Origin of the sequence: Clostridium disporicum (assembly GCF_001405015.1) — a bacterium.
In the GTDB taxonomy this organism is placed as follows: Bacteria; Bacillota; Clostridia; order Clostridiales; family Clostridiaceae; genus Clostridium; species Clostridium disporicum_B.
This window is the reverse complement of the sequence record NZ_CYZX01000029.1, coordinates 1-22,202: the sequence shown is the minus strand read 5'-3', so window position 1 is coordinate 22,202 and position 22,202 is coordinate 1. Positions and strand designations below refer to the sequence as shown.

The 22,202-nt window shown below is 27.1% G+C and carries 19 protein-coding genes, 1 riboswitch and 1 other annotated feature; all 19 genes read right to left on the bottom strand.

Features of this window, described 5'->3' with window-relative positions; genetic code table 11:
- Positions 1–4 precede the first annotated feature (4 nt).
- The gene (locus ARA56_RS15165; RefSeq protein WP_055268202.1) at positions 5–1,084 is read right to left on the bottom strand and encodes a glycosyltransferase family 2 protein; all 1,080 of its coding nucleotides are present in this window, start codon (positions 1,082–1,084) and stop codon (positions 5–7) included.
- 152 nt (positions 1,085–1,236) lie between these two features.
- Entirely contained in the window at positions 1,237–2,289 is a 1,053-nt protein-coding gene (locus ARA56_RS15160) for a polysaccharide pyruvyl transferase family protein (protein WP_055268200.1), read from the bottom strand.
- Between the two features lie 47 nt (positions 2,290–2,336).
- The gene (locus ARA56_RS15155; RefSeq protein ID WP_055268198.1) at positions 2,337–3,539 is read right to left on the bottom strand and encodes a glycosyltransferase family 4 protein; all 1,203 of its coding nucleotides are present in this window, start codon (positions 3,537–3,539) and stop codon (positions 2,337–2,339) included.
- 38 nt (positions 3,540–3,577) lie between these two features.
- Positions 3,578–4,540, bottom strand: a complete 963-nt coding sequence (locus ARA56_RS15150) for a glycosyltransferase family 2 protein (protein ID WP_055268196.1) — start codon at positions 4,538–4,540, stop codon at positions 3,578–3,580.
- A gap of 73 nt (positions 4,541–4,613) precedes the next feature.
- The gene (locus ARA56_RS15145) at positions 4,614–5,732 is read right to left on the bottom strand and encodes an EpsG family protein (protein ID WP_055268194.1); all 1,119 of its coding nucleotides are present in this window, start codon (positions 5,730–5,732) and stop codon (positions 4,614–4,616) included.
- Positions 5,733–5,734: 2 nt separating this feature from the next.
- Positions 5,735–6,826 (bottom strand): glycosyltransferase, encoded by a 1,092-nt coding sequence (locus tag ARA56_RS15140; RefSeq protein ID WP_055268192.1) that lies wholly within the window; start codon positions 6,824–6,826, stop codon positions 5,735–5,737.
- Positions 6,827–7,065: 239 nt separating this feature from the next.
- Positions 7,066–7,884, bottom strand: coding sequence for a glycosyltransferase (locus ARA56_RS15135; protein WP_055268190.1), 819 nt, complete (start codon positions 7,882–7,884; stop codon positions 7,066–7,068).
- Positions 7,885–8,049: 165 nt separating this feature from the next.
- Positions 8,050–8,649 (bottom strand): NeuD/PglB/VioB family sugar acetyltransferase, encoded by a 600-nt coding sequence (locus ARA56_RS15130; protein ID WP_055268188.1) that lies wholly within the window; start codon positions 8,647–8,649, stop codon positions 8,050–8,052.
- 8 nt (positions 8,650–8,657) lie between these two features.
- Entirely contained in the window at positions 8,658–9,251 is a 594-nt protein-coding gene (locus ARA56_RS15125) for a sugar transferase (RefSeq protein WP_055268186.1), read from the bottom strand.
- Between the two features lie 10 nt (positions 9,252–9,261).
- Positions 9,262–11,172 carry a polysaccharide biosynthesis protein gene (locus ARA56_RS15120; protein WP_242855971.1) on the bottom strand — a complete coding sequence of 637 codons (1,911 nt, stop codon included), beginning with the start codon at positions 11,170–11,172 and terminating at the stop codon, positions 9,262–9,264.
- A 377-nt stretch (positions 11,173–11,549) separates the two neighbouring features.
- Positions 11,550–12,239 (bottom strand): CpsD/CapB family tyrosine-protein kinase, encoded by a 690-nt coding sequence (locus ARA56_RS15115; RefSeq protein WP_055268184.1) that lies wholly within the window; start codon positions 12,237–12,239, stop codon positions 11,550–11,552.
- 12 nt (positions 12,240–12,251) lie between these two features.
- Entirely contained in the window at positions 12,252–12,929 is a 678-nt protein-coding gene (locus ARA56_RS15110; protein ID WP_055268182.1) for a YveK family protein, read from the bottom strand.
- 209 nt (positions 12,930–13,138) lie between these two features.
- Positions 13,139–13,810 (bottom strand): YveK family protein, encoded by a 672-nt coding sequence (locus ARA56_RS15105; RefSeq protein ID WP_055268180.1) that lies wholly within the window; start codon positions 13,808–13,810, stop codon positions 13,139–13,141.
- Positions 13,811–14,442: 632 nt separating this feature from the next.
- Positions 14,443–14,856: a hypothetical protein gene (locus ARA56_RS15100; RefSeq protein WP_005210118.1), complete on the bottom strand. Its 414-nt coding sequence runs from the start codon at positions 14,854–14,856 to the stop codon at positions 14,443–14,445.
- Positions 14,857–14,930: 74 nt separating this feature from the next.
- Complete coding sequence (locus ARA56_RS15095; protein ID WP_055268178.1) at positions 14,931–15,965, bottom strand: IS1595 family transposase; 1,035 nt, start codon at positions 15,963–15,965, stop codon at positions 14,931–14,933.
- A 120-nt stretch (positions 15,966–16,085) separates the two neighbouring features.
- Positions 16,086–16,260 (bottom strand) — a binding site (T-box leader).
- A gap of 344 nt (positions 16,261–16,604) precedes the next feature.
- Positions 16,605–18,182 carry a ribosomal protection-like ABC-F family protein gene (abc-f, locus tag ARA56_RS15090; RefSeq protein WP_055268176.1) on the bottom strand — a complete coding sequence of 526 codons (1,578 nt, stop codon included), beginning with the start codon at positions 18,180–18,182 and terminating at the stop codon, positions 16,605–16,607.
- Between the two features lie 499 nt (positions 18,183–18,681).
- Positions 18,682–19,737 (bottom strand): IS1595 family transposase, encoded by a 1,056-nt coding sequence (locus ARA56_RS15085; protein ID WP_055268174.1) that lies wholly within the window; start codon positions 19,735–19,737, stop codon positions 18,682–18,684.
- 97 nt (positions 19,738–19,834) lie between these two features.
- Positions 19,835–21,136, bottom strand: coding sequence for an NCS2 family permease (locus ARA56_RS15080; RefSeq protein WP_055268172.1), 1,302 nt, complete (start codon positions 21,134–21,136; stop codon positions 19,835–19,837).
- Between the two features lie 77 nt (positions 21,137–21,213).
- Positions 21,214–21,315: riboswitch (purine riboswitch) on the bottom strand.
- A 231-nt stretch (positions 21,316–21,546) separates the two neighbouring features.
- Entirely contained in the window at positions 21,547–21,966 is a 420-nt protein-coding gene (locus ARA56_RS15075; RefSeq protein ID WP_231073039.1) for an FMN-binding protein, read from the bottom strand.
- Between the last annotated feature and the right edge of the window lie 236 nt (positions 21,967–22,202).

Genomic DNA, 22,202 nt, shown 5'->3' with positions numbered 1-22,202 from the left:
ATTATTACATAAACCTTTCTTTCATATTTCTAAGTCTCACAAATTGTCTATAAAGCCAAAGCTTAATTATTAAGTTAATATTTTTATTTGTATTTTTTAATATCCAGTTAAAAATCTTATTTATTTCCTTCCTTGTTGGATTAGAACACCAAAGCAAATATTTAAAAGTTACTTCAATTTGTTTTGATAACCATTTATCTGCTCCGTTGAATAATTTATTTTCAACTATTCTTTCATATATGTATTTTTTTTCTTTCAAATTTTCTATAATGAAATCAGCCTTTATTGTTAATGTAATATTCTGAGAATGAACTCTATAAACACCAATTATTTTTCTATTAACAAATACTTTTCCACCTGAAATTAACCCTCTCATATATATTGATGAATCATTTACCATTTTCATGTTTTTTAAATCACCATTTACCAACTTATTTTTTCTAAATATAGCTGAAAATGTTGAGTTTGGTTTCATATATTTATATTGGAAATTTTCTAAATATTCTTCTACACAAATTGTATTATCAAAATTTATGTCCAAAAACTTGAAAGTATTCTCTTTTTCAAAATGTGTAAATGTATTTGAACAAATTAATGAAATTTCTCCATCCTTAAAAATATTAATAGCATCTGTAAAATAATTAGAATCTATATAATAATCATCATCATCACAAAAAATTATAAATTCACCACTTGACTTTTCAAATCCTACTTTTCTGCTGTAACCTGGACCGCTATTTTTCAGATTCTTTAAGTATTTTATTCTATTATCACTTAATAACTTAGATATATATTCTTCTGTTTCATCAGTTGAACAATCATCAACTACTATTATTTCAAAATTTTTATATGTCTGTTTTAAAATGCTATTTATACACTCTAATAGTTGCAATCTTCTATTGTAAGTTGGTATAATTATTGAAATTTTATTCTGTGTTTCTGTTATTTCAGTTTGCATTAATTTAATTTTATTATATTTTTCTTGTTTAATTAAATTTTCATAAGATTTACTATCTAGTATATTTTTATTCATACACTCTTCAAATAACTTTTCATTGGTGTAATTTACATTTTTTGTACTCAAGCTCATGCCCCTCCACTATCTTGATTAAAAGTAATAAAATTTTATCTTCTAATATTTATAGGTTATAAAAAATACTGTTTCTTTATAACCATTTTTAAATTTTACTATATCTTTTCTATTTACAAAATTTAAATAAACTTATTAAATTTTATTTAAGCTTTTAAAGTGTAAATTGTTTGTGAAAGTTCCTCAAATGTTTCTATGACTTTATTTTCTATTTTTAGTATATTATTTTCATTTGAATATTCATTATTAAAGCATATTAATTTTTCCTTAAACGGAATAGGTACTATTTTGCATTTATTAACAAAAGCTAAAATCAAAGCATGCATTCTTCCTGATATAACACAGTTTGATTTTTTAACTAATTCAATGTAATCATCTAAACATGTATAATCCACATACTCAACTTCTACTTCTTTTAGTTTATTTTTCGCATAGTTATAGAAACTTTTAGTAAATTTAACATCATCAAGCACGCTACATGTTATTAAAACTTTACTATTACCTTTTAAATTATCTAATATTTTTTTTATAAGATATTCATTATATTCTTCTACATCTTTAATATTCATATTTTTATTAATACTATCATTAAAATCTATAGGTACACATAAAAGTTGTTTGCGTATACCTAAATCTGCATTATCATTTTGACATATTGAATTATATGCAAAGACAACATCCGGAGAATATTTACACTCAACATTATACTCATTTCTCAACATATCATAACTATGACTATCTCTTACAAATATTCCTGAAAATCTATTAAGTGATTTTTTATTCCTATTAAATATATATCTTGGCATATTTGTATCACCACTTACTCCTAATAAGTATATTGGAATTTTTCTTTTTTCCGCAAATTTACTCCAAATGTTTAATGATGAATTAAATCCTCTATGACCACTAAGAAGTTCGCCACCTCCAATAATAATTGCATCGTAATCTAGTCTCTTAAACTTATTTATAATCGAATTTTTATTGAAAAAATCCATTAAAAACGGTATTTTCCAAACTGCATGCATTAAAATCTTACTTAATATATTTTCTTTACCAAAAACGTATTCTTCTAGCCAAAATGGATAATACTCTATATTAAAACCCTTACTTTTAAAAAAAGACGTAATAGTATTATTTATTGCTACATCCCCATAATTCTCTGTTATACCTTGATTAAGTATTAATATATTTTTTTTCATTTTTATACTCCTACCAAAATTTATATTATATTTAAAGCTTCACATTATTAATTATTAATTCCTAATAAAATATTTATAAAATTATCATAATAATTTTCAATATGAAAATCTTCTATTAATTCTATTCGCTCTCTTCCGAACTCACCCATTTTAAGCGCTTTATCCTTATTGTTGGAAATAATCTGTATCTTATCAATTAATTCATCAACAATATTATTTTTATCAACAATATAAGAGCATTTTTCGTTCACTACTTCTACTAAGCCTCCTGAGTTTGTAACTATTAGTGGCTTTTTACAAGCCATTGCTTCTATAGCTACTATTCCAAATGCCTCCTCTATAATAGTAGGAACTATGATGCAATCTGAAGCATTCATTATTTTAGGAATTTCTTCATTAGGTTTTTTTCCCTGAAAAATTATATTTTTCTTATGTTTATTTGCTATATTTAAAACAGCTTTATAATAACTATTTAAACAAAATCCTTCATCTGGAGCTTCCCCTACAATTACCAAATACATATTTGAATTTTTTGCTAAAACTTTATCAAATGCTTTAACAAGCTCATATAAGCCTTTTTCAGGACTTATTCTTCCTATATACATAAAAACAAAAGCATCATCTGAAATTGACCACTCATTTCTGATTTCACTTCTTATATCAATATTTTCAAGATTAAAATTTTCTAATTCTATTGAATTATATAGAACTTGTATATTATCAAATCTAGTAACATTAAAAAATCTCTCTTTTAAATAGTTACTACATGTAACGATTACTTCTGCTCTATTAGCAATATAATTGCATAATCTATATGGTTTGTCGTTACCTCCTATATCATTGTGTAGGTGATATATGTATCTATTATCTTTACTACATCTAGATGATATTGATTTAAATAAATACATATTATTTTCAATAACTATGTAATCAAACTTTTTATTTTTTAATAATTTTGATATTTTTCTACCATATAAATTAGCCTGCATATTTATTTTAAAAATATTAAATAGCTTATTTAATATTTTGCAAATAATTTTTTCAAATTTATTCTCTTTAATTTGATGAATTTTAACATTTGAATATGATAAATTGTTTAGTTTATCATCATGTATTGTATATAAATCTATTTCAAGTTGTTTTCTTTTCTCATTTATATCTAGTATTTTAGTTAATAAATGTTCTACAGCTCCTCCTTTTATATCTGGTACAGGCAAAAAACCTGGAGTACATATTGCTATTTTCTTCATATTTATTTAATTTCCTTTCATAAAACGCTTTAAATGTACTATATACTAAATTTTTTCTTTAAATTGATAATTTTTATAAAAGTCCAAAATATAAATTTAAAATTTTTATATAAAGTAAACTTTATTAATTGCCTTTTATTAACCACATATTTACTTGCTTTTTTAATATTACTCTCTAAGTATCTAATACAATTTTTTTTAATTTCCGCACTTTTGTTAATATTATTCATTTGGAGTATTGCCAAACATACATAACTTTTAAATACGCACTGATAATCACTTAAATCGGGGTATTTTTCCAAAACGTAATCACAAAAATTATTTGTTGCTTCCACATAATTTTTTATCTTATCTATATTAATTGTTTTAACTGCTGAAAATTCACTTTGTCTATATAAAACTAATTTTGCATTAATTAATATAATTTTTTTTGCTTTATCATAAACCTTATACATTGTTGCTAAATCTTCAAAGCATGTCATATGTTCAGGAAAGGTTATATTTTCAAAATAAGAAGCTTTTATTAAAGTTCCCCATGGATATGTATCATAGTTAAGCAATAAAATTTGTTTGTAAAATTCTTCAATCGTTAGTGTTTTTATATCATAACCAAGTGACTGAATACTTATTTCTTCATCATAATAAAATTTTTTATAATCTGATATAATAACACTATCTGGATTATTATTTATTTCTCTTTTTAGAATCTCTAAACAATTTGGTATTAATATATCATCAGAATCTAAAAAAAATAAATAATCGCCATTGGCTTTATTTACTCCTAAATTTCTAGCTGAAGAAACACCACCATTTATTTTATTAAATACTCTAATTCTATTATCTTCTCTTTCAAACTTCCTACAAAGATCTAGTGAAGAATCTGTAGATCCATCATCAATTAATATAATTTCTATATTCGTATAAGTTTGTTTAATAACTGAATCTATAGTATTACAAATATATTTCTCTGAATTATATACTGGAATAATTACTGAAATCATTATATCTCTTATATAATTGATCTATTTGCCAATTATATTTTCCTTTCTTTATTGTTTATTAATATAATTTATATCACACAAAAAATTTTAATGCAGATAAATTCCCTCTAACACACGCTAATAGCAGAATAATTATAGAAAACAGTAATATTATTACTCTCGTGTTCTTGTTGAATGGTATTTTATAATTTTCCTCAATATTTTTTAGTATCTTACCTAACAATGGTATCATCAGCATAGATATTAAAACAGAAAACCTTTGAAAAGTATTATATTCAAATATAAATATTAAATTTATAATTATCATGATTTTAACATACCTATATAAGCATAAAACATTTTTTTCTGACTTAAGTAGTTTTTTATATCTTTGCATTAAAACTATTATCAATAAAATATGTAAAGCTGTTAATAAAAACTCCCAAAAATAAAAGTACACATTTCTTGTTAGATAATGTGTAGCTGAAGATAAAACTGTCCTAAATAAACCTTGTCCATATTTTATACCCAATACTATAATTATGAATATTCCACTAACTTTAAAAGCTTTATCTTTTGAACTTGTCCTATTAAATGTAGAAATTTCATATATAATTCTAATAATAAAAACTATAGTTGCGGATTGATGAAATAATATAGCGATAACATATTTCCATAAATTTGATATTATTTTTTTGTTCTCTATAAATTCCTCATAAATACACTTAGCTATAATCGAAAATGCTATCATATTTCTTATACCAGAAATAACTTGAACATATTGTCCAAAAGCCATAACAAATAATACAATTATAGATACGCTATTTCTATTAAGCTTATATTTTCGTTTAACTCTTGTTATTATAGAAAAAACATTTCCATAATATATTAATGCTGTTATTGAGGGCAATAAATTAGGAAATCCTGTTTTTCCAATATAATAATAATATAAGATTGCTGCTGGTGTTTCTGAAGTAACTGCAACACTAAGTACTTCATTAAATGGCATACTTACATAATACTCCATCATGTTATAAATTCTATATAAATCAGCTGTATATGAAGGAACATAAAAATAAGCCATTACCGCAAGTACTATTGCATATATAAATAAAATAAATTTAGACTTTTTTGAAACCATTAATGCTATAATAAATATTAACATTATTAAACAATACATTGTAATTCCAAATAATCTTGGCATTAGGTACATTTTTATACTCTCCCTTTCTCGTATAAAATCTTATATCTTTCAATAGTTTTTACCGCAATATTATCACCATCAAAATTTTCACTTATATATTTTTTCGCTCTATTACTCATTTGACCTATATTCTCTTTATTACTATACGCTCTTTTAATTGCATCAGATATGCTATATTCATCTAGTGAGCAAGTGATTCCCATACTTAATTTTTTTGTATCCTCTGCTAATGTAGTACCAGGTGTTACAATTATTGGAGTACCATATGATAAAGCCTCTAATATCCCCATAGGTTGTCCTTCTGAACGTGATGTCTGAATAAAATAATTAGCTTTTTGATATTCTCTTATTTTCTCCTCATCATATATAGGTCCATTAATATTTACAATATCATTAATCATATTTGTTTCAACATAATTTCGTAAATATTCTTCATCTTTATTTGAACCTGTGCCATACATCTTAATAATAATATTTTTATCACGCATATAATCTTTACATCTTCTGCATGCATCTAATAATACGTCAAGACCTTTAAAATGTATATCATATCTTCCTATATATAAAATTATTAATTTTTTTTCATCCTTCTGCAGGTTTAATACTTTAGGTTTATCAATTCCATTTCCTAAAATCAATGTTTCTTGTTTACTAAATATTCTACTATTTATCTTTTCTGCTAAAGAAAGAAATTGTATAGCATCTGCACTTTTGAAAAAAGAATCAAATAAAAACAAATTAGCAACTTTTTTCTTAATTGCTTTAGTTTTTTGAGCTGTATAGCTTAATCCTCCATGCGGTATTATAATATAAGGAATATGCTTTTTTTTACATTCTCTGTATATCTTTAAAAATTCACTTCTATACAGCTCATGAAAAACTACAATATTAGGTTTGTTGAAAGGAATAGGTAATAGCTCAATCATTTTAAACTCTTCATAAGAATAACTTGTGAACTCATTTATTTTTTTTGATGATAAATTTAATAATGCACATATACAGTATTTTTGTTGAAAAGTTAAAGATTTTGTTATTGCTACTTCTGCTCCAGAGGCCTTATTTCCGCTATTATAACCAACATGTAATACAATGAATTTTGTCATACTTCTAATCTCTATGTGTTACCCTACCAAACACACTTCTCCTTACTTTTATTGTTATTTTTACATACAATTAAAAATATCAAGTTAATTATATTTTCACTATTAATTATACTTTTATATTTGTTCTTTTATTATATCTAATACATTAATATTATTAATAGTTAACTGATACTTCATTTTATCTTAAATATAATATTCTAAATATATTTTCATATTTTCTCTTACTTATATCTACTATATTACTTTCTTAGAACTACATCGTATAATAGTTTCTTTAGAGGCGCAGGAATATTAACAAAGACTATAATATATATCATATTAGTCATAGCCTCAAATCTATTAATCATTCTGGTAGATAACATATACTTCTGTAACACCTTCCAACCTTTAATTCTAGTTTTTGATCCTCTTTTAGAATTAAACCCATTCCCTACTCTTACATATACCAATGGCTCATTAATATTTTCTAACCTACATCCTGTGGCTATCATTTTTAACCATAAATAATAATCTTCAAGTAATAATAATGTTTCATATCCCCCACATCTTTTTAATGCTGATGTTCTCATACAAACAGAGACATGATTCATAGGATTTCTTCGTTTACCCATTTTTACTATATCTTCGTGCATTCTTGGGCAAATTCGTAACCTCATAGTTTCATCAGTAGAAATATTGAACTCTGCAATATCACTTCCTACAACATCAATGTCAGGATTATTTTGCATAAATAAATACTGTTTTTCAAATCTCCTTGGATCACTTATATCATCAGAATCCATTCTAAAAATATAATCTCCTGTACATTTTTCTACTCCAATTTTTAAAGCTTCACCTAATCCACGATTAATATCTTGTGGATAATAAAATACTATACTCTCTTTGCCTTTTCTAAAATCATTCAAAACTTCATATAATCTATTATTTAGTTCTCCATCAAAAACTACTATTATTTCTTCTGGTTTTCTGGTTTGTTTTTCGTATATACTCTCTAATGCTACCTTTAAAAATTCAGGATCATCATTCTTATATACAGACATTAAAACTGAGCATTTCATCGCATTATATCTCACTTTCTTAATTACTTTTTAACTATATATTTGTTACTGGTTTTCCTTGTAAATATGATATACAATATCTACTTTATTTAATATTTATTTCTACAATTAGCTTCATTTTATATCTGCTTTAGATATCTAATTATTTTTTATCTTATTTAATTATTATTTTTTATACAACATATCCTCAACAACTACTTCTCCAGCATTAATAACAATACCATCATCTATGTTTATACAATTCACTACTGAAGCTCCTACCCCAATAAATACACCTTCTCCAACTACATCATACCCAGACATATTACATCCCCATAATACGGATGAATAGTTTCCTATTTTTATATTATGGCCTATTCCACAGTTACTGCTTATAAGAACATGATTTCCTATTTTAGTGTTTACCGTAAGTGTTACTCCCGGGTAAATTATAGTTCCTTTTCCTATTTCTATAAATTTACCAATTTTAACTGTAGGATGAATTATAGTAGCAAATTCAAACTCATCATTTAATTTCTCACTAATAAGTTTTTTTACTTTAGGATTTGCCATTGCAATCACAACATAGGTTTTATTTTTTAAACTATTAAAATAATCTATTCCACCTAAAACCTTATAATCATTAAGAGTTTGTCCCCATACTTCTTCATTATCATCTACAAATCCAAGTATATTCCATTCTTTATTAACCTCATTTATCTCTTCAATAATCCAAGCTACTTCTCTTCCTATTCCACCTGCACCAATAATAACAATATCCTTCATAATATCACCTATGCTGAAATCTCTTTATTATTATCTAACTTACCTTCTTGAACTCCATCACTCTTTAACACTCCTAGAACTGTTAAAAATATAATTTTAATATCAAAAAGAAATCTCTTATTATCTAAATAGTACTTATCATATTTAACCTTCTCCCATAGTTCTATAGTGTCTCTTCCATTAACTTGTGCCCATCCTGTAAGTCCTGGAAGAATTTCATGAACTCCTAGCTTAGTTCTCATTTCTTTTAAATCATATTGATTATAAAGAGCAGGTCTTGGTCCTACTATACTCATATCCCCCTTAAGAATATTAAATAATTGTGGTAATTCATCTAAGCTTGTTTTTCTCATAAACTTACCTATTGGAGTTATCCATTGATCTGGATTTTCTAATAAATGAGTAGCTACATTCGGTGTATCTATTCTCATTGTTCTAAACTTATAAATCTGAAATTCAGTATTATTAATGCCAATTCTTCTTTGCTTAAAAAATATTGGCCCCTCTGAAGTACATTTGATAATTACAGCTATTAGTAACATAACTGGACTTAAAATAATAATTGAAATTAAACTTACTAAGAAATCAAAAACCCTCTTCATCATTATCCCCCTAACCTATCTTATTTACTTTTGAATTAACCTCATCTGGTTCTTTGTAAGTAGTTACTATTTCTTTCATCTTTTCTTTTAATATATCTTTATTACCTAAAGCAGCTACTTTAAGTAATTCATCAACATTACTTTTAACTTTATCTATTTCAAAATCACTAGATTTGCCTATAAATATTTTCTTATGTTTAGTTTCTGTAAGCCCTTCCTCATTCATAAGCAACTCTTCATAAAGTTTTTCTCCTGGTCTAAGCCCTGTAACCTCAATTTTTATATCCTTATGAGGTTCATACCCTGAAAGCTTAATAAGGTTTTCTGCTAAATCGTAAATTCTAACTGGCTTGCCCATATCAAGCACAAATATTTCTCCACCTTCAGCATAAGCGCCCGCTTGCAATACAAGTTGAGCAGCTTCAGGAATTGTCATAAAATACCTTGTTATATCTTTATGAGTTAATGTAACTGGTCCACCTTTAGCAATCTGATTTTTGAACAATGGAACTACTGATCCATTAGATCCAAGCACATTACCAAAACGAACAGCAACAAACTCTGTCTTACTCTCTTTATTTATAGATTGAATTATCATTTCACACATTCTCTTAGTTGCACCCATTATATTAGTAGGATTAACTGCTTTATCAGTTGAAATTAATACAAATCTTTCAACTTTAAATCCATCAGCGCATTGCGCAACATTCAATGTTCCCTTAACATTATTTTTAATAGCTTCTGCAGGGCTATCCTCCATTAAAGGTACATGCTTATGAGCCGCTGCATGAAATACTACTTGTGGTCTGTATTTACTAAAAACCTCTTTAAGCCTCTTCTTATCCCTAACTGATCCTATAAGTGTTTCAAGATTTAATTCAGGATAATTTCTTCTAAGTTCATTTTGAATATCATAAGCATTATTTTCATATATATCAAAAATAATAAGTTGTTTAGGTTTAAACTTAGCTATCTGTCTACAAAGCTCTGATCCTATTGAGCCTCCCCCTCCAGTAACAAGTACAACCTTGTCCTCAAGATAATCACTTATTCCATCATGATCTAATGTAATTGAATCCCTACCTAATAAATCCTCAACATCTACATCCCTTATTTTATTTATAGAGAACTTACCATCTATCATTTCAGATACACCCGGCATTATCTTTATATGTGCTTTAGCATTTTTACACTTTTCTAAGATATTTTTTAAATCACTCTTTTCTAATTCTGAAATAGCAATTATTATTTCATCTATCTTATACTCTTCAGCAATTCTTTCTATATCATCTCTATTACCTAGAACCTTAACTCCTCCTACAAGGCTTTTAAGCTTCTGCTTATCATCATCTATTAAAGCAACTACATTCTTACCAAATTGAGGATTTTTCTTAAATTCATTAAGAACTAAAGCTCCCGCCGAACCTGCACCTACTATAAGAACATCTTTTACCACACCTGATTTCTTTAAATCTTTATAATCAAGCATTCTAACCAATAACTTCCAAGATACTCTTATCCCAATATAAAAAAGTAAAATTATAAGTCCGCTTAAAATAGTTACAAATAAAGATAATCTATTTTCTGCTTTAGAAGTAATTAAAAGATTTATTATCACCGATAATAATATTGCTATTCCGCCATTAGCAAACTCATTTATTCCTGCTAAACTCCAGATATTCTTATATTGCTTAAATAAAAACAACATAACTATATAGATAACTACTGCTATCATAATATCTGGAATGTGATTCTTATATATTCTAACTATGTCTGACATATCAAAGTATTTTGAGTAAAATCTAAATATAAATCCTAACATATATGCAGATAGTATTAATCCAATATCAGATAACATAAGAATCGAAATTTTAATTTTCCTGTTTTTTAATACGTCCTTTAACATACTTTCTTTTTGCATTGTTATCCCTCCTTAATTTATTTTTTAATATTTTGTTAATTTTAAGTATATTTTTTTATAAAATTATTAATTAAAACTACCAAAAATGATAATAAAAAACCCCGGTATCAAATAACACCGGGATTATACTTTGCTTCATAATAAGTCTGTCCCCCAACAAAACTTACAATTCACTATAAATCCCATACTCTATTAACTGCCTTCCCTTAAGCAGTCAATTTTTTAAACCCACATTCATCTTTAGTTCTGCTAAGTAATCTTTTTCTCATGCAGTGACTTTATCCCTCTCACCTGCACATTTCGTAATTTATGTTTATCTAATATTTATTATTTTTAATACTCACTGTTAACTATATCAATATATAACTCTAACTTAGTTACTTTCGCTTCTTCTTTTCAGCAGTAGCAGCTACTTCTTCACTTCCATAATAGTAGTAATACTTATTGTTACTTTTCTCTACCCCATTAAGAACAGTACCTATTAAATTACCATTAACCTTTTTAATAAGATTAACTGAGTTCATAACAACATCCCTCTTAGTATCCCCAGCCTTAACTACTAAAATAGTAGCATCAACCTTCGTAGAAAGAACTTGAGCATCTGTTACAGCTCCAAGTGGTGGAGTATCCATAACTATATAATCAAAGTGATTTTTCATCTCTTCTAAGAAAGCACTCATTGCTCTTGATCCTAACATTTCTGAAGGATTAGGAGAAACTCTTCCTGCTGGAATTATAGTTAAGTTTTCATTATACTTAACCATAACTTGCTCCATAGTCTTTTTATGTAATAAAAGATCTGTTAATCCATCTTGATTAGATATTTTAAAATTCTTATGAATAGTAGGTTTTCTCATATCACAATCTACTAAAAGAACCTTACTTTCTCCTTGAGCAAGTGCAAGTGATAAATTTCCTGAAGTAACTGTTTTACCTTCCCCTGGTTCAGAACTTGTAATAACTATAGTTCTATATTCTTTATCAAAAGAGGAATATTGTATATTAGTTCTTAAGGTTCTATAACTTTCAGCCGCTACAGACTTTGGTTTTTTCTCAACTACAAACATCTCTCTAACCCCCTATACTTCATCTAAATTAGGAATAACTCCTAATACAGGTATTTCTAATTCATTTTCTAATTGCTCTTTAGTTTTATAACTGTTATCCATATATTCAAGAAGGAATACTAATCCTACACTTACCATTAATCCTAAAAGGAAAGCTATTGCAATATTCATCTTCTTATTAGGGCTTATTGGATTTTTAGGTAACTCTACACCTTCAATTATTCTTACATTACCATTTGGAACCAAGTCAGTTGCTGTTTTAACAAAAGCCTTAGATATACTCTTAAGAACAACCTCACATTCCTTTGGATCTAAGCTTTGATACTTTATTTGAAGTATTTGAGTATCAGTTATTGGCGTTACTGTTAACCCTGATGAAACTTGTCCAGTTGTTAAATCATATCCTGAATCTTTAATAGCTGCATCTATTAAATCTCTAGTTTTAATAGCTTCTGAATAAGTCTTTAAAAGCTTTTGATACATTTGGATATCACTGCTGTTATATCCCTCTTCAGAGCTTTCTTCCTTACCTATAAAAACCTTAGTACTTGCTTCATATACAGGTTCTATTACAAAGAAGCTTAAAATCCCTGATACTACTGTAGCTAAAATAGTTATTAAAGCTATCATCTTCCAACGCTTCTTTAAAGCTGCAAAAATCTCTTCAATGCTTATCACTTGTTCTTCCATTTTCTCCACTCCTATTCCTTATAAATCCCTCTCATTAAGGCAATCTTTCCTCTTTTTACATAGTTGAAATTTTCATAATTACCGTAGGCAATATTTCTCATTTATGTTATCTTACCTATTTAATATTGATATATCATAATTACGCAATGCACATCATGAATTAGTGCTGAAGTAATATGATATATCAATATAATTTAAATATAATGACCTTACTCAAAATTAGGAATACTACCTAAACATGAAACTTGTAAAAATTCTTCTATCTCTTCCTTATCACTAAAGCTATTATTCATATATTCCTTTAAAAATACTATCCCGATTCCTAGCATCATCCCTAACATTGCTCCTATAGCAATATTCATTGCTTTGTTCGGGCTTACTGCATCTTCTGGAACCTTAGGCTGTTCTATAATATGTACATTACCATTAGGATAAAGTGATTTAGAAAGCTTCATAAATTCCTCTGTTAATCCATAAATCATATTATAAGATTCTTCTCTTGAAGAACTTGTATATTTAATCTGTAAAATCTGTGTATCAGCGATTGCTACTGCTTGTATCTTGCTTAAGGCTTCAGCTACTGTTATATCTTCACCAGCTTTTTTAATAGCCTTATTTATAAGATTCTTAGTCTTAACTATCTCCCCGTAAGTCTTAATAAGTTTTTGATACATCGTAACTTCATCATTACTATAAGTAGTTGATACATTTTTAAATTTCTCTTTACCAATATAAACCTTACTGCTTGCCTCATATTTAGGCGAAACAAAGAAAAAAGTAACGATAGCTGATACTAAAGTCACTGATAAAGTAGAAATCAAAATTAACCTAAAATTAATTTTTAAAATGTTAATTATTTTTCCTATCTTTAAATCCCCCATAAAATGACCCTTTTTTCTTAAAATTTATTCAATATTTTCTATTTATCGACAAAAAAAATTATAACAACAAATATGTTTTTTGAAAAGAATTCCACCAAACCTCGTTTTTACTACTTATTACCATTATTTAAAAGAGTTAATCCTATACACATTCAATTTCATTTAAAAAAAACCACTTTTCCTTGTCATATTTTCACGTAATTTTCTTGTTATTTCGCTAAATTTAACAATATGTTAATATTTTTCCACAATGCAATAATAGTTTTTGTCGTAATTTGTATTACGATTTTTGCATTTTTTATGATTTTATTAACATATTTTTATGGTTTATTTTTTGTAAAACGTTTTAATTGCACACCATTATCATTTCTATAAATAAAAAACTGGCTTAATAATAAAAATTATTAAGCCAGTTTAATTACTTTATCATAATTTATAACATTTAATATACTTTTCTTAAAAAGCATTCCTTTTACTTCTTGCTCAGCATAAAAAGAATTATCAGTTCCAACTTTAAAGCCTTCAGTTTCTTTGCATTTTCTTATATAATAGATTTTTTCATTAGGCTCTGTTAGATTAAATTGTTGATATTGTACTCAAAATAGGGTTGTACAAATTACAACCCTATCTAACTATAAACTCTGTTTAGATTCCCTAACAATATTTCTATTGCAAAGGTCTATCTTCAATTTATTCATCAATTCTTTAGTATTATTACTAAACACTAATTCTGTTATTATAGCATCTTCGTCTCTTAATCCAAATTGCTCTCTTCTAACTAAATACAAATAACTTATGTTAGTATGATATATATTTATAACATTGGTTATTGGTCCATTCGCAAACATTTCAGTTTCAGTTGGGTCTACACTGTCATGAATTTCAAGTAATGATGTTAATATGTTATAATTAGGAATATAAAAACCCAAAGAAATAATTATATCTTTCATGTCGTTATTATAAAATTCTAATTCTTTATCTAATAAAAAATCCTTTATAATATCATCATTATCATAATCTCTTAGAATTTTTATAAGTTCATTCATAATCCCCCACCTCGTAATCTTTCAGTATAATTTTTACATATAATACTAACAAACATACACTTATCAAGCAATACCTAAAAGAAATTATATTTTCTTTCCTTGTATCCTTCTATCTTAGTGTCAACAAATGGAATTACACTATGGATAAGCATATTCTTTGTTTTTATAACTTCTTTATCAGTGCTAAAACTTTGTAGCCACTTATACCAACTCATATAATTAGATAGAAATTTAGTAGACACTCCTTTAAATCTATACATCCAAATTTTCAGGTTACTATGCAACGAATTAACATGATTTATATGGTATATATCATTTTTATAATGACCTCTTGCTATTTTTTTATGGTCTAATTCAAGGTCTTTGGCAAATTGTATATACGATTTATGGCTATCTGTACAGATTATTGAGTTAGAGTCTATCCTTCCTTCATAAAGCCTTTCAAGAGCATTGTAAGTAACCCTTCCTTTACATAAGGGTTCTAATATTATATTTCCATTTCTATCAATTGCTGTTGCTATACAAACCTGTTCATTACTTATACCACGTTTCTTAACTTGTTTGCCTCTTTTTCGAGCAGGTCTCGGCATTTTAAAACCACTCTTTTTATGATTCCCCTTGAAAGACTCGGCAACAAATGTTTCGTCCATTTCTACTATACCGTCTACATCACCAATACCCATAAATGCTCTTATACAATCAAGAATTTTATGTCTCATATAAAATGATGTTTTAACACCTACACCTACATTTTCAGCGTTCTTTCTTATAGAAAGTCCTATAACCATTCCTTTAACATATTCAATCCACGTTTGTAGAGGTAACTTAGTACAGGATAACGCAGATTTAGTTAAATCATTAAAGGATTTACTACAAGAACGACATACATAACGTTGCTTACCATTCAATTTACCATTCTTTACTACAGAAGTAGATTCGCAATGGGGGCAACATTGCCCCTTGCTAAATCTTGATTCTCTAAACTCTTTATTAAGACTTACATTAGATGAGCCAAGAGTAAGCATCTCACCTATATAGTTAAATAATTCTCTTAACTGGTATTCACTAAGTGATGTTATATCTGACTTTATATTTGAAAGAGTTGCCATAAATCTTACCTCCGATAGTGTTATTATCTATATTATAACACTATTTAAGACTTATATGCACATATCAACATTATTGTCTAACAGAGCCTAAAATAAAAAAGTCTTTCGTCCTAAAAAATTCTTTAGGACGAAAGACATATCTTCCGCGTTACCACCTAAATTGGTTATTACTAACCCACTTAATTGAAAATATAGCTCCAAAGCTTCCTTCAGCATTATTAAATATCAGGTTCTCACCAGCCCTAACTCTCTTTGATTTAATTAAGTGCTTACTCTTCTTTTTCATCGCTTTATATAAAATTATCTCTTTGGTATATTATTCACATATACCAGATTAATTATACAATTATGCATTTTTATTGTAAAGAGTAAATCAGTTACAAATTAAAAATGACAAATGATAAATTATTTTGGCTTTGTTTTAAAATAGTGTTGAAATTAGCATAACATAATAGGATGTCCATTTGGACATCCTATTTGAATCGCAATATATTAAATTTGTGAAGTAATCGGATATCAATATATGACATTATCATATATACTTATTTGAAAACAAAAATCTAAAGTAATATGCAAATAAGTATGGTGAGAAAACAATATAAAAATATAGATATTAATACTAATTATATTTGCAATAACTTATAAATCAACTATTTTTGTAGCAATTTTTTCACCAAATGAAGTATCATGCTCAACAAATAGCATAGTTGGTTTTTCCTTGAGAATTAAATCTTCTATTTGCATACGGGATATAACATCTATAAAATTAAGTGGTTCATCCCAAATATAAATTTCTGCTTTTTCACACAAACTTTTAGCTATAAGCAGTTTTTTCTTTTGGCCTTGGCTCCAATCATTAATTTCTTTTTCAAACTGAGTATTTTTAAAACCAAGTTTAATCAAAGTCCTTTTTAAATCTTCTATATCTATATTTTCAACTTTAGCAAACTCCCCAAGGTAACCTTTTAAAAATGCTGTATCTTGAGATATATAAGATATATTTCCTATTTTTTTAATATAGCCACTATGTGGAATATTTTCTCCCATTATTAATTTAATAATACTAGATTTACCAGAACCATTTTTACCACGTAACCAAACTCTCTCATGTTGTTTTATACCAAAGCTAATTTCATCAAATATATTATGATTATCATAGCAAATTTTCAAATTATTCACTTGTAATATCTCTAAATTAGAGTCTTTGCTAATCGATGAGGTAGATTTAGATAAGTCTAGCTGTTCTACCAAATCTATATTCTTTAATAACTTCGATTTATCTTCAATAGCTTTATTTTGTCTTGCTTCTATACATTTAGAACGTTTCATTATTTTGGCAGCCTTGTGTCCTATAAAACCTCTATCACAAGGGCCATGTCCCTTCTTTGTAGCCTCTACTTTATAAGACCAAGTTGATTTTTGCTTTGCAGTCTTTTGAAGCCTTTGAATATCTCTTTGTAGTTTTTCATTTTGAGCTATCTCAAATTCATCTTCTCTATTTTTATTAAATTGATACGTAGAAAAGTTGCCCTTTTGAATTTCTATATTAGCTTTATTGATAGAAAGTATATGATTTACTACAGTATCTAGAAAATCCCTATCATGAGATACCACAATAAATCCTTTTTTACTTGATAAATATTCAGCAACAATATTTCTTCCATCTATATCTAGATGATTGGTAGGTTCATCAATAAGTAAAAAATGATTTTTTCTTAAAAATAATCCAACTAAAAGCAACTTAGTTTGCTCTCCAAAGCTCAATGTATTAAAATATCTGTCAAGTATACTTTTATCTAAACCAATTTTACTTACTTCCTTCTCTATTAATTCATTTATTATAAAACCGTCATTGTAGATATATTTTTCTAATACTTCCCCATATAATTCTAATGTTTCTTCTGATTTACTATACTCATCCATCTCTTTTTCATATTCAGTAAACGGAGCAATAGAATTTCTCACAACTTCTAATGCTATGTTATTAGGATTTTGAACTTTCAAAGGAAAGTATTCAAATTTAACACTACTATTTATTATTCCTGTATATTCATATTCACCCATTAAAAGTTTTAAAAATGTAGTCTTACCTCGTCCATTACGGCCAACTAATCCTAATTTCCAATCTGTATCTATACAAAATGACACATTTTTAAATATATCTTCACCATATGAATCATAGTGAAAACTCAAATTATTTATACTTATTTGTGACATAAAATCATCTCCCGTCATAAGGAAGATTCGCATAAAAAAATCTTCCTTGAATTCTAGTATTTTACTACTTTAAACCAAGAAAGAAATAATTGTTCTAATATAATCGCCAATATTAATAAACCTTTATTTAGTATATGAAAAGGTAAGCAACTTTAACAATCTTATTCTCAACTTAAAGTAGTTTTAGGTATAATTAATAGAGTATTTATAAAACACTCTTCAAAACCTATTAAACTATCTATTTTGAATAAGATTATTTTCTCACTTTACCTAATCACCTCCGTTTTGTAATACAGTTATTATATATAAATATATAATAACTGTCAACTTTTTATTGTTTTTATGATAAAAGTTAAAGATGCTAATTTGTACTTATGAGTTAAATGGTAAATGGTTGTACTAACTTGTTTATAATTTACTTCACATTATAATACAATTGTTCATCAATCATTATATTTATTGTACACTAAAAATAGTAAAATTAAAACAAATTTTACCTTTATACATATATTGGTCTTCTAATCTTAAAATCCTTTATTAAAGATACAGAATGTGTTGAATTAGCATGAATAAAGAACTTTTTAGGTTTATTCCTTTCCATTTCTGTTTTAAATAATTGGGTCCATTTATACCAAAATAGGTAGTTTGTTAGGAACTTGGTTGAAACACCATTAAACTTTCTTATCCATCTTTTTAAGCTACTATGAAAAGCATTGACTCTTTGAATATTATAAATATCCACAGTTTTTCTCCCGCCCCTAATTTGATGTAATTCAAAATTATGTTGAGCCGCAAATGGGATATAACTCCTATGTTTATCAGTACATAAAATAGAATTTTCTTCAACAACCTCTGATAAAGCCCTATTTATATCAGTATAGTTAGGTCTGCCATCACATATTAAACCAGTATATATATTTCCTAATCTATCTACACCACATAATACACAGGCAAATTCCTTTGATATACCTCTTGTATTTATTTCTTTACCACGCTTTCTTGATTCCCTTGGCATAGTAAAATTAGAACTTTTGCTATGATTCCCTTTATAGCTAAGGGCAAAGTATGTCTCATCGAGTTCAATAACACCCTCAAGAGAGCCGTAGCCAATAAATTTTCTAATAGCGTCTATAATTTTATGTCTCCAAAAGAAAGCTGTTGCAATATTAATCTCAACAATTTCGGCACATTGCCTAATAGTGTTACCATTTATCATACATTGAGCATATAGTAGCCATTTATCTAATCCCTTTTTACTACTTGAAACTGGGGATTTAGAAAAATCATTGAAAGTTTTTTTGCACTCTGGATTTTGGCATTTATACCTTTGTTTAACGCCATTCTTACCATGATATTTTCCATACTTAGATATTTTATAATGATTGCAAAAAGGACAGCACTTCCCCTTGTTAAATCTATTTTCAGCGATTTCTTCATCTATAGAGTTAGTTATTCCATTTGACATCAATACAGTCTTTAAAAAATCAAATACCTTCTCTTGCTCATATGTATTTAATTGTGAAACTTGTTGAATAACATTATTAACTCTTGGCATAAAAAACCTCCTAAATAGTAGTTATATTATATATTATAACCATATTTATAGAGGTTAATCAAATTTCAACAGTTTATTAAAACAAAGCCATTATTTTTTAAATTATAAAGTAAATAATAAACAATACAGCTAATCCATACATTACCGGATGTACTTCCTTATATTTTTTCTTTGCTAACATAAGTATTACATATGTCAAGAATCCAAATGCAATTCCTTCCCCTATACTGTATGTTAAAGGCATTAATATTATAGTCAAAAATGATGATATTGCTATTTCACTCTTGTTCCATTCAACATCTGCTACAGACATAAACATCAATGATCCTACTATTATTAAAGCAGGTGCTGTAACTTGAGTGGTTATTACCGATAACAATGGTGAAAAGAATAAAGATATTAAGAACATTACTCCAACAACTACACTTGAAAATCCAGTTTTAGCCCCAACTGCTATTCCTGACAAAGATTCTGAATAAGATGTTGTATTAGTTGTTCCTAAAACAGCTCCCACGCAAGTAGCCACGGAATCTGCCAATAATGCTTTTGAACCACCTTCTACATAACCATCTTTCTTAATTAAACCTATTTTTGAACCTACTGCTACAATTGTTCCAGCAGTATCAAAAAAGTCCATAAATAAGAATGTGAATATAACCATAATCATTTGTGGATTAAAGATATTACCTAAATTCTTAACTGCTACTCCAAAAGTAGGCGCTATTGATGGTGGTATAGAAATTATTGCTTTTGGTACATCTACTAATCCAAATATCATACCAACACATACTGTTACAACCAATCCAATAAATATAGCTATTTTATTTCCTCTCACCGTTAACACTGCCATAACTATTAACCCAAATATCGCCAACAATACTGATGGTTCAGTTAAATTTCCTAATGCTACAAATGTTGCTGGATCTGCTACTACTATTCCAGCATTTTTAAATCCAATAAAAGCTATAAAAAGTCCAATTCCTGCACTTACTGCATATTTAAGATTATTAGGAATTGCCTTAATTACTGTTTCTCTAAATCCTGTTATAGATAAAATTATAAAGATTATTCCTGATGCCAAAACTCCTGCCATAGCAGTTTGCCATGGAATATTCATACCTAAACATACACTAAACGTAAAAAATGCGTTTAATCCCATACCTGGTGCTAAAGCCATTGGAAATTTTGCATATATTCCCATAATCAATGTTCCTATGGCTCCTGCTAATGCTGTAGCTACAAATACTGCCTCTTTAGGCATTCCAGTATTAGATAACACTTCTGGAATTACAAATAACGTATAAGCCATTGTTAAAAAAGTTGTTAATCCACCGATTAACTCTGTTTTAAAATTAGTTCCTTTTTCTTTAAATTGAAAATAATTAGAAATGAAATTCATCTTTTGTTCCCCCTTATGCCTTTGTAATCAAAGCATCTATCGTATAAGGGATAATAGATATGTAAATAGATACACATATATGTATATCGACATATCGTAGTCAAATCATTTAAGGCGATTTGGTAGAAACTGTTGGACCATATTACCAACTTTATACGATAAAAGTGATTACTTTTAATATGAAGCACGCTACTAATATAATTCGTAAGCGCAAAATAATTTCTCTAAATCAACGTGTACCTTTATTAAGTATAGATTTAGGATTTCATCTATTGTATTTATACTAAACTACTTTTAATTTCTTGTCCACTTTTAAAAATTGTAAATATTTTTTGTCTTAAAAATTTAATTAAATAAAAAAATTCTATCAAATAACATGATAGCATCTTACAAATATGTTAACTTATTAATTATTTAGCTTGATCTAGAGCATCTTGAACTGCATCTAAATAACCATTAATTTTAATTGTAACTCCTGATATTGCATCTGTTTTACCTTCATCATTGCAAGTTATTTTATCTAAATTAAATTCATCTTTAACAATAGTTTCTTCTAATAAATCAACTTGCTCATGCCACTTCTTTCCTGGTTCATTCTTCATATCATATGCGCCTGACTTAGAAGCTTCTGATTTCATTGTTCCATCTTCTTGTTCAGTATCAATATCAACTGAAACTGGTTTACCTTCTTCAAATTTGACTGTAGCTATAGTTTTACCACCAAACTCATCTTTAACTTCTCCAACTTTTTCTCCTGTAAATCCTTTAGATCCACATCCTGTTAATGCCATAGCAACTAATAACACAACTGCAATTACTCTTTTCTTCACAATTTCCACTCCCTTAATTTTACTTTTATTCAAATAAATTACTATATATTACCATAATTATACAATAGGTTCTTCGTATAGTAAAGTTAATTTATTCTCAAAGTAAAAAGGGGCTGTCTCTGAAATGATTTTTAAAATCATTTCAGTAGACGGTCTTTTTATTTTTTATTCATATATTTATATGAAATTATTTCTAAATGAACAAGTTTTTTGACACGACAAATAGGAGGTTATAA